We start from the raw sequence: 15,192 nt of genomic DNA on the forward strand, positions 1-15,192 counted from the left end.
TAGCTGTCGATACGTCGATCTACCCATTCGCCCGTCCGGGGAGAGGGGGTAGCCCGCACCGACGCCCCTCTTATCAACCGGCATAGTGCCGACTCCGCCAGGCGAAGGCGCAGGTCCCGGCGCCGCACAGCGCGATCACCAGGGCCATGGGCGCCGCCGTGCCGTCGTGCAGGGCGCCGACCAGGGCCGAGGCGCTGGCCGCCACGCTGAACTGCAGGCTGCCGAGCAGCGCCGAGGCGCTACCGGCGTGTTCGCCCTGGCCGGCCATGGCGCAGGCGGTGGCGTTGGGCAGGATGCTGCCCAGGCTGGCGACACAGACGAACAGCGGCACCAGCAGCGGCCACAGGCTGGCCGGCTGCCAGGCCGCCAGCCCCAGCAGCGCCAGGCCGCTGGCCAGGTACAGCGGCGCCATGCGCCGCAACCAGCGGCCCGGCCCGCCACGGCGCACCAGGCGCGCATTGACCTGCGCCATCAGCACGAAACCGACGGCGTTGCTGCCGAACAGCCAGCCGTAGTGCTCGGCCGGCACCCCGTACAGCTCGATGAAGACGAAGGGCGAACCGGCGATATAGGCGAACATCCCGGCCATCGCCACGCCGCCGGCCAGCGAATAGGTGATGAAGGCGCCATTGCCCAGCAGCACCCGGTACTGCCCCAGCGCCCCGCGCAGCGGCGCCGGCGCCAGAGCTCTCGGCCGCGTTTCCGGCAGCCACAGCAACACCGCCAGCAGGCACAGGCCGGCGAACAGCGCCAGGCTGTGGAAGATCCACGGCCAGCCCAGGGTGCCGAGCAGCAGGCCGCCGCCCAGCGGCGCGAGGATAGGCGCCAGGCCCATCACCAGCATCAGTTGCGAGAACACCTTGGCCGAGGTCAGCGGGTCGCACAGATCACGCACCACCGCACGGGTCACCACCATGCCGGCGCAGCCGCCCAGGGCCTGGACGAAGCGCGCGCCGATCAGCCATTCCAGGCTCGGCGCCAGGGCGCTGGCCAGCGACGCCGCGGTGAACAGCGCCACCCCCAGCAGCAGCGGGCCGCGCCGACCGTAGCGGTCGGCCAGCGGGCCGTAGAACAGCTGACCGAGGGCGATGCCGACGAAGTAGGCGGCCAGCGACAGCTGCACCTGCTCGACATCGGTGGCGAACTGCTGGGCCAGGGTCGGGAAACTCGGCAGGTAGAAATCGATGGCCAGCGGGCCGAAGGCGCACAGCGCGCCGAGAATCAGCAGGAGGCGAAGGTTCATGGACAGTCCGGACATTTATTAGCCGGCTAATCATCTCATCGGGACACCGCCCAAGAAAGGCCCGGGCCGCGGCTCGCGGCCCGGGCAGGGCTCAGCGCTGGTCGGCCTCTTCGCCCTGTTCGACCTTGCCGCGTCGGCTCAGGCGCTGCGCGGCGGACTCCACCAGCAGGTAGAACATGGGGATCAGGAAGGTCGCCAGCAATGTGGCGGCGAGCATGCCGCCGATCACCCCGGTGCCGATCGAATGGCGGCTGGCCGAACCGGCGCCCGAGCTGATCGCCAGCGGCACGCAGCCGAGGATGAAGGCCAGCGAGGTCATCACGATGGGGCGAAACCGCAGCTTGGCCGCCTCCAGCGCCGAGTCGAAGATGCCCTTGCCCTCGGCGCGCAGCAGCACGGCGAACTCGACGATGAGGATGGCGTTCTTCGCCGCCAGGCCGATCAGGGTGACCAGGCCGACCTGGAAGTACACGTCGTTCTGGATGCCGCGCAGCCACACCGCGAGGATCGCGCCGAACACCGCGAAGGGCACCGCAGTGACCACCGCCAGCGGCAGGGTCCAGCGCTCGTACTGGGCGGCGAGGATGAGGAACACCAGGATCAGGCCGAAGACGAAGGCCTGGGTGCCCGAACCCTGGGTGGCCAGTTCCTGGAAGGCCGAGCCGATCCAGCCCAGGCTGTAGTCCTCGCCGAGCACCTGGTCGGCCACCTCCTGCATCGCCGCCAGCGCCTGCCCCGAGCTGTAGCCGGGTGCCGGGCCGCCGAGCACCTTGGCCGAGGGGTAGACGTTGAAGCGGTCGTAGGAGTCCGGACCGAGGATGCGCCGCACCCGCAGCAGGCTCGACAGCGGAATCAGCTCGCCGGCGCTGGAGCGCACGTAGACCTGGCCGAGGTCCTCCGGCTTGCGGCGAAACTCCGCCTCCGACTGCAGGCTGACCTGCCAGGTGCGCCCGTAGAGGGTGAAGTCGTTGACGTAGTAGCTGCCGAAGGTGGCCTGCATGGCGGTGAACACGTCGCTGACGCTCACCCCCAGGGCACGGGTCTTGGTGCGGTCGAGGTCGATGTAGTACTGCGGCACGTTGGCGCTGAAGGTGCTCTGCACCCCGGCCAGTTCCGGGCGCTGGCTGGCGGCCTGGACGAAGGCCTGGACCTTGGCGCCGAGCGCCTCGACGCTGCCGCCGGAGCGGTCCTGGATATAGGCCTCGAAGCCGCCGGTGGTGCTCATGCCGGTGATCGGCGGCGGGTTGAACGACAGCACCAGGCCGTCCTTCTGCGCCGCGCCCATGCCCATGAATTCGCGGGTCAGGTTGCGCGCATCCAGTTCGGGCGTGGTGCGCTCGCTCCAGTCCTTGAGCGGCACGAAGGACACCCCGGCGTTGCTGCGCACACCGAAGGTGAGTACGTCGAAACCGGCGAAAGTGACCACGTCCTGCACCGCCGGATGCTCCATCAGTTGCTGGGTCACCGCGCCGCTGAGCGCGTCGGTGCGGTTGAGCGAGGCCGCCGGCGGCAGGTAGTAGGCGTTGATCACGTAGCCCTGGTCCTCGTCCGGCACCAGCGAGCCGGGCACCCGCGCGAACAGCAGCACGATCAGGCCGATCATCCCGCCGAACAGCAGCAGGCCCACGGCCGAGCGCTTGAGGAAGAAACGCACGCCGGCGCCGTAGCCCTCGGTGGCCTTGTCGAAGAAGCGGTTGAAGGCACGAAACGGCGCCGCCGGCTCGTGATGGCCGGGCTTGAGCAGCAACGCGCAGAGCGCCGGACTCAGGGTCAGGGCGACTATGCCGGAGATCACCACCGACACCGCGATGGTGATAGCGAACTGCTTGTACATCTGCCCGGCCAGGCCGCCGAGGAAGCCCACCGGAATGAACACCGCGCAGAGCACCAGGACGATGGCGATGATCGGCCCGGTGACCTCCTCCATCGCCTCGATGGCCGCCTCGCGCGCATTGAGGTGCTTGGTGCGCATCACCCGCTCGACGTTCTCGATCACCACGATGGCGTCGTCCACCACGATGCCGATGGCCAGCACCATGCCGAACAGGGTCAGCAGGTTGATGGAAAAGCCCAACAGGTACATGCCGGCGAAGGTGCCCACCAGCGACACCGGGATGGCCAGCACCGGGATCAGCGTGGCGCGCCAGTTCTGCAGGAACACGAAGACCACCAGCACCACCAGCACCAGGGCCTCGAAGAAGGTGTGGATCACCTCCTCGATGGACACCCGGACGAACTTGGTGGTGTCGTAGGGAATCTTGTAGGCGATGCCCTCGGGAAAGCGCTGCGCCAGGCGCTGCATGGTGCGCTCCACCGCCTCGGCGGTGTCCAGGGCGTTGGCGCCGGGCTGCAGGTAGATGCCGAAGGCGGCGTTTTGCTGGCCGTTCAAGGTGGTCACCAGGGAGTAGTCCTGGGCGCCCAACTCGACCCGCGCCACGTCCTTGAGCAGCAGGCTGGCGCCGGTGGCGTCGCTGCGCAGGATCACGCTCTCGAACTCCCTGGGGTCGGTGAAGCGGCCCTGGGTGGTCACCGTGTAGGTGAAGTCCTGCGCCTCCTTGAGCGGCTGCTGGCCGAAGCTGCCGGCGGCGAACTGCGAGTTCTGCTCGCGGATGGCATTCACCACGTCGGTGGGCGTCAGGTCGTACTGCGCCAGCTTGTCCGGGCGCAGCCAGATGCGCATGGAGTAGTCCTTGGAACCGAACTGGCTGGCGTCGCCCACCCCGGGCAGGCGCTTGAGCTCGTCGATCACGTTGATCAGCGCGTAGTTGCTGATGAAGATCGGGTCGCGCGAGTCGTCCGGCGAATAGAGGGTGATCACCTGGAGGATGTCCGAGGACTTCTTCTCCACGTTGACCCCCTGCCGGCGCACCTCCTCGGGCAGCTTGGCCTGGGCGGCCTGCACCCGGTTGTTGACGTCGATGGTGGCCTGGTCGGGGTCGGTGCCCACCTCGAAGTACACGGTCAGGCTCATCGCCCCGCTGCTGGATGAGTTGGACAGCTGGTAGATCATGCCTTCGACGCCGTTGATCTCCTGCTCCAGCGGCGCCGCCACGGTCTCGGCGATGACCTGGGCGCTGGCGCCGGGATAGGCAGCCGAAACCGAGACCTGCGGCGGCAGGATCTCCGGGTACTGGGCAATCGGCAGGGCGCGCATGGCAGCCAGGCCGGCGAGCACGATGACGATGGAAATGACGGTGGCGAACACCGGGCGGTCGATGAAGAAGCGCGAGATCATGGCGTCACTCCTGCGCCGTGGCTTGCGCCGGGGCTGCCTTGGCCTCCTCGACCTGTACCGGACTGTCCGGGCGCACCTTGGCCAGGCCGTCGACCACCACCCGGTCGCCCTCGCTGACGCCGGAGGTGATCAGCCAGCGGCCGCCGGCCGTATCGCCGGTGCCGACCTGGCGCATACGCGCGATGCCCTGCTCGTCCACCACGTAGACGAAGGTGCCGCGCGGCCCCTGGGCCACCGCCCGCTCCGGCACGGTGATGGCGTCGGGCCGGGTCAGGCCCTTGACCAGCACCCGCACGAACTGTCCCGGCAGCAGCTTCTGCTCGGGGTTGGGCACCACGCCGCGGGCGCTGACGGTGCCGGTGCCGCGGTCGATCAGGCTGTCGGTGAAATCCACCTCGCCCTCCACCGGATAGGCCGAACCGTCGCCGAACTGCACCTCGACGTTGAGTTTGCCGCTGGCCGGCGGCACCAGGCTGCCTTCGGACAACTCGCGACGCAGGCGTTCGGCTTCGGCGTCCGGGTAGGCGAAGTTGACGAAGATCGGGTCGAGCTGGGTGATCTGGGTGAGCAGGCTGGCGCTGGGATCGCCGGCGACGATCAGGCTGCCCTCGGAGACGCTTTCCTTGCTGGTGATGCCGGTGATCGGCGCCTTCACCGTGGTGTAGTCGAGGTCGATCTGGCGCGATTGCACCTCGGCCTGGGCGGCCTCGATATTGGCCTTGCTCTGCTCGAAGTTGGACACCGCATTGTCCAGTTCGCTCTCGCTGGCGAAGCCCTTCTTCTGCAGCTCGCGAATGCGCTTGAGGTCGCGCTCGGTCTGCCGAAAGCGCGCCTGCTCCTGGGCCAGCGCGCCCTTGGCGCGGGCCAGCGCGGCCTGGTACGGGCGCGGGTCGATGCGAAACAGCAGCTGATCCTTCTGCACGCCGCTGCCTTCCTGGTAGGTGCGCTCCTGGAGGATGCCGCTGACCTGGGCCCGCACCTGTACCTCGCGATAGCCGGCGGTGCGCGCCGAGTACTCCAGCACCACCGGCAAGGCGCCGGCCTTGACCTGCTCCACGGTCACCGCCGGGGGTGGCGCGTCGGCACCCAGGGTGGCCAGCGGCAGCACGGCTAGACTCAGGGACAACAGCGGACGGAACAGGCGAACGAACGACATGAGGCACTCCTCTCCTTGGCGACGCGCATGGCGAAGGGCGCACGGCGGACTCGCCAGTCGCGCGGCGCCACCTGCTGGCACGGCAAAATCGGTAAACTCGGCTCAACCAGAGCCTAGCCAGAATTGACCGAATCGCCATGCGCCGAACCAAAGAAGACGCGGAGAAAACCCGCTGCGCCATCCTCGCCGCCGCCGAGCTGCTGTTCCTCGAACAGGGCGTGGCCCATACCAGCCTGGAGCAGGTGGCGCGCCGTGCCGGGGTGACGCGCGGGGCGATCTACTGGCACTTTCAGAACAAGGCCCATCTGTTCCACGAAATGCTCAACCAGGTGCGCCTGCCCCTGGAGCCGCTGGCCGAACAACTGGAGGCCGCCGACGGCCTGACCTCGCTGCAGATGCTGCGCGACCTGTGCGTCGAGGCCATGGCTCACCTGGCGCAGGACGCGCAGCGCCGGCGCATCTTCACCATCCTGCTGCGCCGCTGCGAATTCACCGAGGAGCTGCGCGAAGCCGAGGAGCGCCACGAGGCCTTTATCAACCAGTTCATCGCCCTGTGCGAACAGCAGTTCGCCCAGGCGGCGGTGCAGCCGCTGCTGCAGCCGGGCATCAGCCCGCGCCTGGCGGCGCGTACCCTGCACGCGCTGATCGTCGGCCTGTTCAGCGACTGGCTGCGCGACCCCAACCTGTTCGACCCGCAACTCGACACCCCGGCCATGGTCGACAGCTGCTTCCGCGGCCTGCTGCGCAATTGGCAGTAGGCGGCCCCGCGTCACCCTACGCGGGCTGCGCCTGGTAGCCCTCCTGACGAATCGCCGCCAGTAACTGCTCCTGGCTCAGTCGGCTGGCCACCCGCACCTCGCCGCCCGCCAGGTCGACCTGCACCTCGGCCGCAGCGTCCAGCGCCCTGATCGCCTCGCCGATGGCCCGCACGCAATGACCGCAGGACATGCCGCTCACCTTGAAAATCTGCATCTGTCACTCCTCGTTGGTTTGCTTGACGGCGTTCAGTCTCGAGCTTGCCACGGTGGCAAGGTCAAGCCCCCGGGTGCAGACCCCTTGCCGATCCGGCTCGATGAGCCAAGCTCAATAGGTCTTCGAAAGGATCGCCGCCATGCGCCTCGCCCCGCTCCTGCTCACCGCCCTGCTGAACCTGCCGCTCGCCGCCCAACCCCTGGCGCCGCTGCCCGACACCGCCCAAGGCGAGGGCTATGCGGTGCTGATCGTCTCGCGCGAGCGCCTGGAGGTGGCCAGCCCCTGCGAGGTGGCGCTGTACCTGCAGGACCAGTTGGCGGCGCGTCTGTATCAGGGCCAGTCGGTGGCCTTCAACCTGCCGCCGGGCAGCGTTGCGCTGCGTCTCGGCCTGCAGGGCCCGGGCGCCTGCGGCCTGGGTATCGCCCAGCTCAGCGGCCAGGCGCTGCAACTGCAGGCCGGCGAGGTGCGCCGCTACCGCATCGCCATGGACGCCGCCGGCCTGCGCCTGCATGCCGCACCGCCCGTGCATTGAAGTGCTTGACCTTGCCATGGCGTCAAGGTTGATCCTGTAGCCCTCGCTACAGGGAGACCCAGCATGCCCAACCTCACTACCTACGACCTGCCGATCCAAGGCATGACCTGCGCCAGCTGCGCCGGCCGCGTCGAACGCGCCTTGCGCCAGCTGCCCGACGTGACCAGCGCCAGCGTCAACCTGGCCAGCGAACAGGCGCGCATCGAGGCGCCAGGCGACAGCCTCGGCGGGCTGATCGCCGCGGTCGAGCGCGCCGGCTACCGGGTGCCGAGCCAGCCGCTGGAGCTGGCCATCGACGGCATGACCTGCGCCAGTTGCATCGGCCGCATCGAACGCGCCCTGCACCAGCTGCCCGGGGTGACCCGCGTCGCGGTCAACCTGGCCGACGAGAAGGCCCATCTGCAGGTGCTCGCCAGCTTCGACGTGCAGCTCGCCCTGCGCGCCGTCGCCGCCGCCGGCTACCATGGCCGCCTGCTCGAGCAAGGCCCGTCCGAGACGCACATGGCGCAAAAGCGCCTGCGCCGCGAACGTCTGGTGCTGCTGGCGGCCATCGCCCTGACCCTGCCGCTGGTGCTGCCGATGCTGGTCGAGCCCTTCGGCCTGCACTGGATGCTGCCGGCCTGGGTGCAATTCCTGCTGGCCACGCCGGTGCAGTTCGTGTTCGGCGCGCGCTTCTACCGCGCCGCTTGGCAAGCGCTCAGAGCCCGCGCCGGCAATATGGATCAGCTGGTGGCCATCGGCACCAGTGCCGGCTACGGCCTGAGCCTGTACCAGTGGGCGGTGACCCCGGCCGGCGGCATGCCGCACCTGTATTTCGAAGCCTCGGCGGTGATCATCAGCCTGATCCTGCTCGGCAAGTACCTGGAAAGCCGCGCCAAGCGCCAGACCGCCGGCGCCATCCGTGCCCTGCAGGCGCTGCGCCCTGATCGCGCCGTGCGCCTGGTCGACGGCCGCGAGCAGAGCGTGGCCATCGATGCCCTGGCACTCGGCGACCGAGTCGTGGTCAAGCCGGGCGAGCGCTTCCCGGTGGACGGCCGGGTCGTCGAAGGCCATAGCCACGCCGACGAAGCGCTGATCAGCGGCGAGAGCCTGCCGGTGGCCAAGCAGCCGGGCGACAAGGTCACCGCCGGCGCGATCAACGGCGAAGGCCGCCTGCTGGTGGAAACCACCGCGCTGGGCGCGGAGACCGTGCTGGCACGGATCATCCGCCTGGTGGAGGACGCCCAGGCGGCCAAGGCGCCAATTCAGAAGCTGGTGGATCGGGTCAGCCAGGTGTTCGTGCCGGCCGTGCTGCTGGTCGCCCTGGCCACCCTGCTCGGCTGGCTGGCGTTCGGCGCGCCGCTGGAAAGCGCCCTGCTCAACGCCGTGGCGGTGCTGGTGATCGCCTGCCCCTGCGCCCTCGGCCTGGCCACGCCGACCGCGATCATGGCCGGTACCGGCGTGGCCGCGCGCCACGGCATCCTGATCAAGGACGCCCAGGCGCTGGAAGTGGCGCATGCGGTCGACACCCTCGCCTTCGACAAGACCGGCACCCTCACCGAAGGGCGCCCGCGTATCGTCCACCTCGGCCTCGCCGCGGCCGACGAAACCGAACTGCTGCGCCTGGCCGGCGCCCTGCAGCAGGGCAGCGAGCACCCGCTGGCCAAGGCCGTGCTGCAACGCTGCGCCGAGCTGGAGATTGCCCTGCCCGCGGTGCGCGACAGCCGCGCGCTGGCCGGCCGCGGCATCGCCGGCACGGTCGAGGGCCGTGCCCTGCAACTGGGCAGCAGCCGCCTACTCGACGAACAGCAACTGCAGATGGACGCGCTGGGCGAATCCGCCCGCGCCTGGGAAGCCGAGGGCCGCACCCTGTCCTGGTTGCTCGAAACCGGCGAATCGCCGCGCCTGCTCGGCCTGCTGGCCTTCGGCGACGCGCTCAAGCCGGGGGCGGCCGAGGCGGTCGAGCAGTTGCGCGCGCAGGGCATCGCCAGCCATCTGATCAGCGGCGACAACCGCGGCAGCGTCGCCGCCGTGGCCGGCGTGCTGGGCATCGACCAGGCCCACGCCGAGGTGCTGCCGGCGGACAAGGCGCGGCTGATCGGCGAGCTGCGCCAGAAGGGCACGGTGGCCATGGTCGGCGACGGCATCAACGACGCCCCGGCGCTGGCCGCCGCCGACGTCGGTATCGCCATGGGCGGCGGCACCGATGCGGCCATGCACGCCGCCGGCATCACCCTGATGCGCGGCGACCCGCGCCTGGTGCCGGCGGCGCTGGAGATCAGCCGACGCACCTACGCGAAGATCCGCCAGAACCTGTTCTGGGCCTTCGTCTACAACCTGATCGGCATTCCCCTGGCCGCCGCCGGCCTGCTCAACCCGATGTTCGCCGGCGCCGCCATGGCCCTGTCCAGCGTCAGCGTGGTCAGCAATGCGCTGCTGCTGACCCGCTGGAAGCCGCAAGACTTGTAGGAGAAGGCTTACCCGCGCGGCGCCAGCCCAGGCGCCGCGGCGGTTTTTTCATGACCCGGCGCATAGTATGGGAATGCCATCATTGAACCGCTGCCCGGCGTCCGGCACCCTTCAGCCCTCGCCCAACTCAAGGATGGAGGCCACGGCATGCTGGATGCCAACCAGGCGCATATCACCCTCACCATTCCCGCCCTCGACAACGACCTGCAGGTGCTGAGCTTCGAAGGCCGCGAGGCGCTCAACAAGCCCTACCGCTTCGACATCGAGCTGGTCAGCCAAAGCGCCGACCTCGACCTCGATGCGCTGATCAACCAGACCGCCTACCTGGCCTTCGGCCCCTCCGGCAAGGGCGTGCACGGGGTGATCTACAGCATCGAACAGGGCGACTCGGGCAAGCGCCTGACCCGCTACCGCATCGGCCTGCGCCCGCAACTGGCCTACCTGGCGCACCGCCACAACCAACGCATCTTCCAGCACCTCACGGTGCCGCAGATCGTCGGCCAGATCCTCGAAGAGCACGGCATCCACAGCGATGCCTACCAGTTCCAGCTCGGCTACCTCTACCCCGAGCGCGACTACTGCGTGCAGTACGACGAATCCGACCTGCACTTCATCCAGCGCCTGTGCGAGGAGGAAGGCATCAGCTTCCACTTCCAGCACGGCGAAACCGGCCACCGCCTGGTCTTCGGCGACAACGCCAGCGTATTCCCCAAGCTCGAGCCGCTGAGTTACCAGCAGGACAGCGGCCTGGCCGCCGACCACGAGGTGGTGCGCGCCTTCGGCGTGCGCCTGGAAACCCGCAGCACCCAGGCCAGCTGGCGCGACTACGACTTCGAGCAGCCCAAGCTGCAGATGGAGGCGGACTACCGCAGCGAATTCGCCCCGGCCCTGGAGGTCTACGATTACCCCGGTCGCTTTACCGACCGTACCCGCGGCAAGCACCTGGCCAAGCGCAGCCTGGAACGCCTGCGCAGCGACTACGAGCTGGCCGAAGGCAAGAGCGATGCCTACCTGTGCAGCGGCCACTTCCTCGCCCTGGCGGATCATCCACGCGAACCGTGGAACGACCTCTGGCTGCTGGCCGAGGTGATCCATGAGGGCAAGCAACCGCAGGTGCTGGAGGAGTCGGTCACCAGCAACACCCAGCCGGGCGATGGCTTCCAGCAGGGCTATCGCAACCGCTTTATCGCCACGCCCTGGGACATCCCCTACCGCCCCGCGCTCGAACATCGCAAACCCAAGGTACTGGGTAGCCAGACCGCCGTGGTCACCGGCCCGGCTGGCGAGGAAATCCACTGCGACCAGTACGGCCGGGTCAAGGTGCAGTTCCACTGGGACCGCGAAGGCCAGGGTGACGACACCACCAGCTGCTGGCTGCGCGTGGCCTCCAACTGGGCCGGCAAGGCCTACGGCGGCGTGGCCATCCCGCGGGTGGGCATGGAGGTGCTGGTCACCTTCCTCGAAGGCGACCCCGACCAGCCGCTGATCACCGGCTGCCTGTACCACGCCGAGCACGTGGTGCCCTACGACCTGCCGGCGAACAAGACCCGCAGCGTGTTCAAGACCCTGAGCAGCCCGGGCGGTGGCGGCTACAACGAGTTCCGCATCGAAGACCGCAAGGGCGCCGAGCAGATCTACATCCACGCCCAGCGCGACTGGGACGAGAACATCGAGCACGACCAGAAGATCCGCGTCGGCAATGAACGCCACGACACGGTGGAGGCCAACAGCTACAGCGAGATGCGCGCCGAGGAACACCGCACCACCGACCTCGAGCGCAAGGTGGAAGTGCGCGCCAACGACCACCTCACCGTCGCCGCCACCCAGCACAATAAGATCGGCACCGGCCTGTTCATCGAAGCCGGCAACGAGATTCACTACAACGCCGGCAGCAAAATCGTCATCGACGCCGGCATGGAACTCACTGCAGCCGGCGGCGGCAGTTTCCTCAAACTCGACCCCAGCGGCGTGACCCTGAGTGGGGCGACGATCAAGATGAATTCGGGGGGCGGGCCGGGTAAAGGCTCGGGCGCCAAGCCCATCCTGCCGGGGCCGGTGAAGCCGGCCGATGCGGACAGGGCTGGAATGTCCCTGGAGGCCCTGGCCAAGCAGCGCCGTGTTTTCCTACAAGCCACCAGCGGCATCTGCGAAGTCTGTGAGGCGGCCAAGCAGGCCAGGGAGGCGAAATGACCGACGCTGGCTTTCTGCTATTCGATGGGGCATCGCACAAGCGGGCACTGGCCTGGCTCTGCCAGACCTTCCCCGAACACGGCGCCCGCCCACTCTTGCTGGACACAGCCTACGCCTCCCTCGCGGATATAGGACCCATTCTGCTAGAGGCGGATGGCGGCAGTGCCCTGCGTAACGCCTGGTGTCAGGGCGTCCCCGAATTGCGGCACGCCGTATGGCTGAAAAGCGATTTCGCCCTGCATGATCTACGCGACACCCTGCGGCGCCGTCTACGCATCTTCTCCCCAGACGGCAGAGAGTTCTGGTTGCGTCTGGCCGATGGCCGGCCCCTGCTCAATGCCTGGCGGAAAAATTCCCAATGGCCCTCGGGGTTCTGGCATGGCGTGCATGAGATTTGGCTGCACGATGGCGAGGCACCCTTGCTGGCCTGGCGCAACCCTTCTCCCGAACAGGACGAGACCGTCGCCAGCGATACCCTGGATGCGCAAATCACTCTGGACTGGCCGCTGCTGGAAGCACTGGCGCACAGCGAGACCACTTTGCAGGAAGCAACCACATGAACCAACCCGCAACTCGACCCGACCGCCTGCAACCTGCTGCCTGCCCGTTGCTAGCGGCGGTGCTGCCCCTTCGCTACGCCATCGGCCCTATCGATCCGCGCACTCCATCCGGCCTGGATGCCTCAGCCCTGGGCTTGCCCGAAATCCGGGGGCTGTTCCCCGACCTGGGGCCGGATCATCCCCAACTGCAGGAGCGCCCGCTCGGTTATGTGCCGCGCATGCTGCGCGATGGCTGGCTCTACGTCTGGGAAGACAGCCTGCAGGAACTGAGCGAATACCGGGTCGAGGCCTCCATGCTCACCCCTACCGCGCGGGGTGGCCGTGCCCGGGATAACAGCGCCATGGCCTACCTCCTGCTGGAAGCTGGTGCGCCGGCAGCTCTGGCCTGGTCGCCCGTCGAGTGGAGCGCGGATACCTTCGCCGCAGCCGAGCAAAAGGCCGAGACACGTCAACGCCTAATGCGTCCGCTGGTTCCCGGCACAGCCCCCTTCAGCGGGATGGTCCAGACCTTGCACCCGCAGATCGGCGATGTGAAACCAGAAAATTACCGCTGGAGCTGTGCCCGCGAATCCAAGTACTGGCTGCTGGAAGAACCGCCGCTGAAACGCATGCGGCGCTGCGAACAACAACACTTCGCGCTGCTGGACGACCCCTGGGGCGTGCTGTTCGACCTCGCCGCCCTACTGCGCACGCGCAACCAGGCCTTCGACAAACTGAACAGGCACCGGGCCGATGAGTGGTCCATTGCCGCCGTGGTCAAGTCCGTCAGCGACGGCGACAAGGACATCCGCGACCGCTTGGCCACAATGGTCGATGTGCCGAGCCTGCAACGTGTGCTGCAGGAACAGGAGCGCGAGCAGGAAACCCTGGACGCGGACAGGCGCCGCCTGGCCGAACTCTGGGCGGCCTGGTTCGCGACCCTGGGCGGCAGCACGCCCGCTGACCTGGAAACGGCCTGCGAACACTTCGATATCACCCAACTCGATCAGCGCGACATGCTCGAGGCCAGCTTCGCCGCTGCCTGCCTCGGCCCTGCGGCCACGCCGCCCGGCGTCCTGGCCATCGAAGAAGCCCTCGACCCCGAGCGTGTCAAAGGCCAGCCTTGGCTGCTATGGGCAATTCTCGGCCTGTTGCAGAAGCCTCGCCCGGGCGAGCTGAAACAGTTGCTGAATATTCCGGAAGGCGTGTCTGAAGTCGCGACCGACGCGAGCGCGGCTGCGGCTCGCCTGGCTCGCGCAACGGCCCTGAGCCTGGCCCTGAATCACGGGGCGGATGGTCTGCAGGGGCTGGCACCGGTAGGCGGTGGCGAACCCTTGTTCGCGGCGGTGTCGCCCATTCTCGCCGGCCGGCTGCGCACCCTGGCCGAGCAGGTTCACCCGCTGGCCTACAACCTGATGGTCGCCATGCTGGTGCGTAGCCGGCAACGCATGGAGGTAGAGAAACTGCGGCCCGTCGATGCCCTGCGCTGGCTCAGCGAGCAGATGGGCCAGGCCCATAACAAGGGGCAGCGGCGCAGCATCGGCAAACGCATCGAGCAGATCGAGCGCGAGCAGGCGCGCACCGCTCGCACAACCCCTGGCGCGGCGCCCAACAAAAGCCCGACGGCGACCCAGGTTGAGGACGCCATTGCACATCTTCGCCTGGTACCCGCCCCGCGATCCGCGCCCCCTCATTCCCAGCCGGGCTATGGCAGTGAGTTGCCACGCGCCATGCCCAACAAACCGACGCCGGTGCTGCCCCCGCTGAGCGGCGATGCGGCCAAGCTGGAGCTGCCGCGCAATGTCGCCGAACTGCTGGACGAGGCGCCGCTAAAGACGCTGATTGTGTTGGTGGCTGCTTGGAATGTGGCGGAGGCTGGAAAGCAAGCTTGGGCGGACATGTCATCCAAGAACGTTGTTTCCGCAACAAGTGCAATCATGGCAACGGCAACTGCCTCAACCGCAGTACTGCAGCAACTGGCCGATATCCGCTGGGAGCGGTATGTGGCCCAGGCCAGCCATCTCGATCCAAAGGCCAGAGAATACCTGGCGCGTGCACTGGGTTTAGGCTCCGCGGCCATGCTGTTGCAGGCCATTACCGCCGGTATCGATGTGTTCTATTTCGGCTGGCATGCGCTGGAGGCCTTCCGCACGGGGGATCTGGACACGGCCGTGGTCAGCACCGGCCTGGTCGGCGCCAACCTGGGCTATGCCCGCATATCGCTGCAGGCCATGCGCGCCATGCGTATCGCTCGCGCCGCGGCACTGGCCGGCGAGGCGGAGGCCCTGGCCACCGGCATCCGCGTGCTATCGCTGCCGCTGCGCCTGAGCCTGGTCGGGCTGACCGTCACCCTCTTTATCGGGCTGATCTCGCTGATCTATACCGAGGACACCCCGCTGGAACAGTGGATCAAGCAGACCCGCTTCGGCATCCGCCCGGCGGATTGGTCCGGCGACTTCGCAGCCACCATGCGCGCCTTCTACCAGATCGTATTGCCGGTAAACCTTGCCCTGGAGCGCTGGAACGATATGGGGCCGAGTGGCGTGGTCAATGAACTGCGCCTGGTACTGCGCCTGCCCGGCCAGCGCGAATACCGTCAAGGCATGGTCAGCTTCGACGGGCACGAGGAGTGGAAGCGCTCGACTGGCCTGCTCGGATCGGCCAAACGCTGCGTGCCGCTGGTCTGGGGCGAGGACGATCCCATTCCCTTCGACCTGGATATCGGCACTCGCGTGGCGCCGGAAGCCGATGGCAGCGTCCGCCTGCGCCGCGCCTATCACGAGCACGTCGAGGATCTTACGGCCATTCGCGGCAGCCTGACCTACCAACCCATCGAAGGGCTCTACCTGCCGCCCATCGATATCGACCTGAGCTAAG

Annotated in this window: 10 protein-coding genes; 6 read left to right on the forward strand and 4 right to left on the reverse strand. The window is 68.1% G+C overall.

Annotated features, from left to right (window positions below; genetic code table 11):
* Positions 1–73: 73 nt before the first annotated feature.
* The 3 genes from AC1G9C_RS20445 to AC1G9C_RS20455 form a co-directional block, all read right to left on the reverse strand.
* On the reverse strand, positions 74–1,243 hold the full coding sequence (locus AC1G9C_RS20445; RefSeq protein ID WP_480408630.1) for a multidrug effflux MFS transporter: 1,170 nt from the start codon (positions 1,241–1,243) through the stop codon (positions 74–76).
* Between the two features lie 91 nt (positions 1,244–1,334).
* Complete coding sequence (locus AC1G9C_RS20450; protein ID WP_397496060.1) at positions 1,335–4,478, reverse strand: efflux RND transporter permease subunit; 3,144 nt, start codon at positions 4,476–4,478, stop codon at positions 1,335–1,337.
* Positions 4,479–4,482: 4 nt separating this feature from the next.
* Positions 4,483–5,634 (reverse strand): efflux RND transporter periplasmic adaptor subunit, encoded by a 1,152-nt coding sequence (locus tag AC1G9C_RS20455; protein WP_021442526.1) that lies wholly within the window; start codon positions 5,632–5,634, stop codon positions 4,483–4,485.
* A gap of 137 nt (positions 5,635–5,771) precedes the next feature.
* On the opposite strand from AC1G9C_RS20455, the gene AC1G9C_RS20460 reads away from it, so the two are divergent.
* Positions 5,772–6,392, forward strand: a complete 621-nt coding sequence (locus AC1G9C_RS20460; protein WP_397496058.1) for a TetR family transcriptional regulator — start codon at positions 5,772–5,774, stop codon at positions 6,390–6,392.
* Positions 6,393–6,408: 16 nt separating this feature from the next.
* Here AC1G9C_RS20460 and AC1G9C_RS20465 read toward each other — a convergent pair whose 3' ends face one another.
* Entirely contained in the window at positions 6,409–6,606 is a 198-nt protein-coding gene (locus tag AC1G9C_RS20465) for a heavy-metal-associated domain-containing protein (RefSeq protein WP_397496057.1), read from the reverse strand.
* Between the two features lie 139 nt (positions 6,607–6,745).
* Here AC1G9C_RS20465 and AC1G9C_RS20470 point away from each other — a divergent pair, with 139 nt between their 5' ends.
* From AC1G9C_RS20470 to AC1G9C_RS20490, 5 genes are all read left to right on the forward strand, one after another.
* Positions 6,746–7,138, forward strand: coding sequence for a hypothetical protein (locus AC1G9C_RS20470; protein WP_480408631.1), 393 nt, complete (start codon positions 6,746–6,748; stop codon positions 7,136–7,138).
* A 63-nt stretch (positions 7,139–7,201) separates the two neighbouring features.
* Positions 7,202–9,586, forward strand: a complete 2,385-nt coding sequence (locus AC1G9C_RS20475; RefSeq protein WP_480408632.1) for a heavy metal translocating P-type ATPase — start codon at positions 7,202–7,204, stop codon at positions 9,584–9,586.
* 147 nt (positions 9,587–9,733) lie between these two features.
* On the forward strand, positions 9,734–11,776 hold the full coding sequence (locus AC1G9C_RS20480; RefSeq protein ID WP_480408633.1) for a type VI secretion system Vgr family protein: 2,043 nt from the start codon (positions 9,734–9,736) through the stop codon (positions 11,774–11,776).
* Complete coding sequence (locus AC1G9C_RS20485; RefSeq protein WP_480408634.1) at positions 11,773–12,336, forward strand: DUF4123 domain-containing protein; 564 nt, start codon at positions 11,773–11,775, stop codon at positions 12,334–12,336. The genes AC1G9C_RS20480 and AC1G9C_RS20485 overlap by 4 nt, the downstream gene beginning before the upstream one ends.
* The gene (locus AC1G9C_RS20490) at positions 12,333–15,191 is read left to right on the forward strand and encodes a toxin VasX (RefSeq protein ID WP_480408635.1); all 2,859 of its coding nucleotides are present in this window, start codon (positions 12,333–12,335) and stop codon (positions 15,189–15,191) included. The genes AC1G9C_RS20485 and AC1G9C_RS20490 overlap by 4 nt, the downstream gene beginning before the upstream one ends.
* Position 15,192: the final 1 nt, after the last annotated feature.

The organism is Pseudomonas sp. ABa2 (assembly GCF_056676075.1).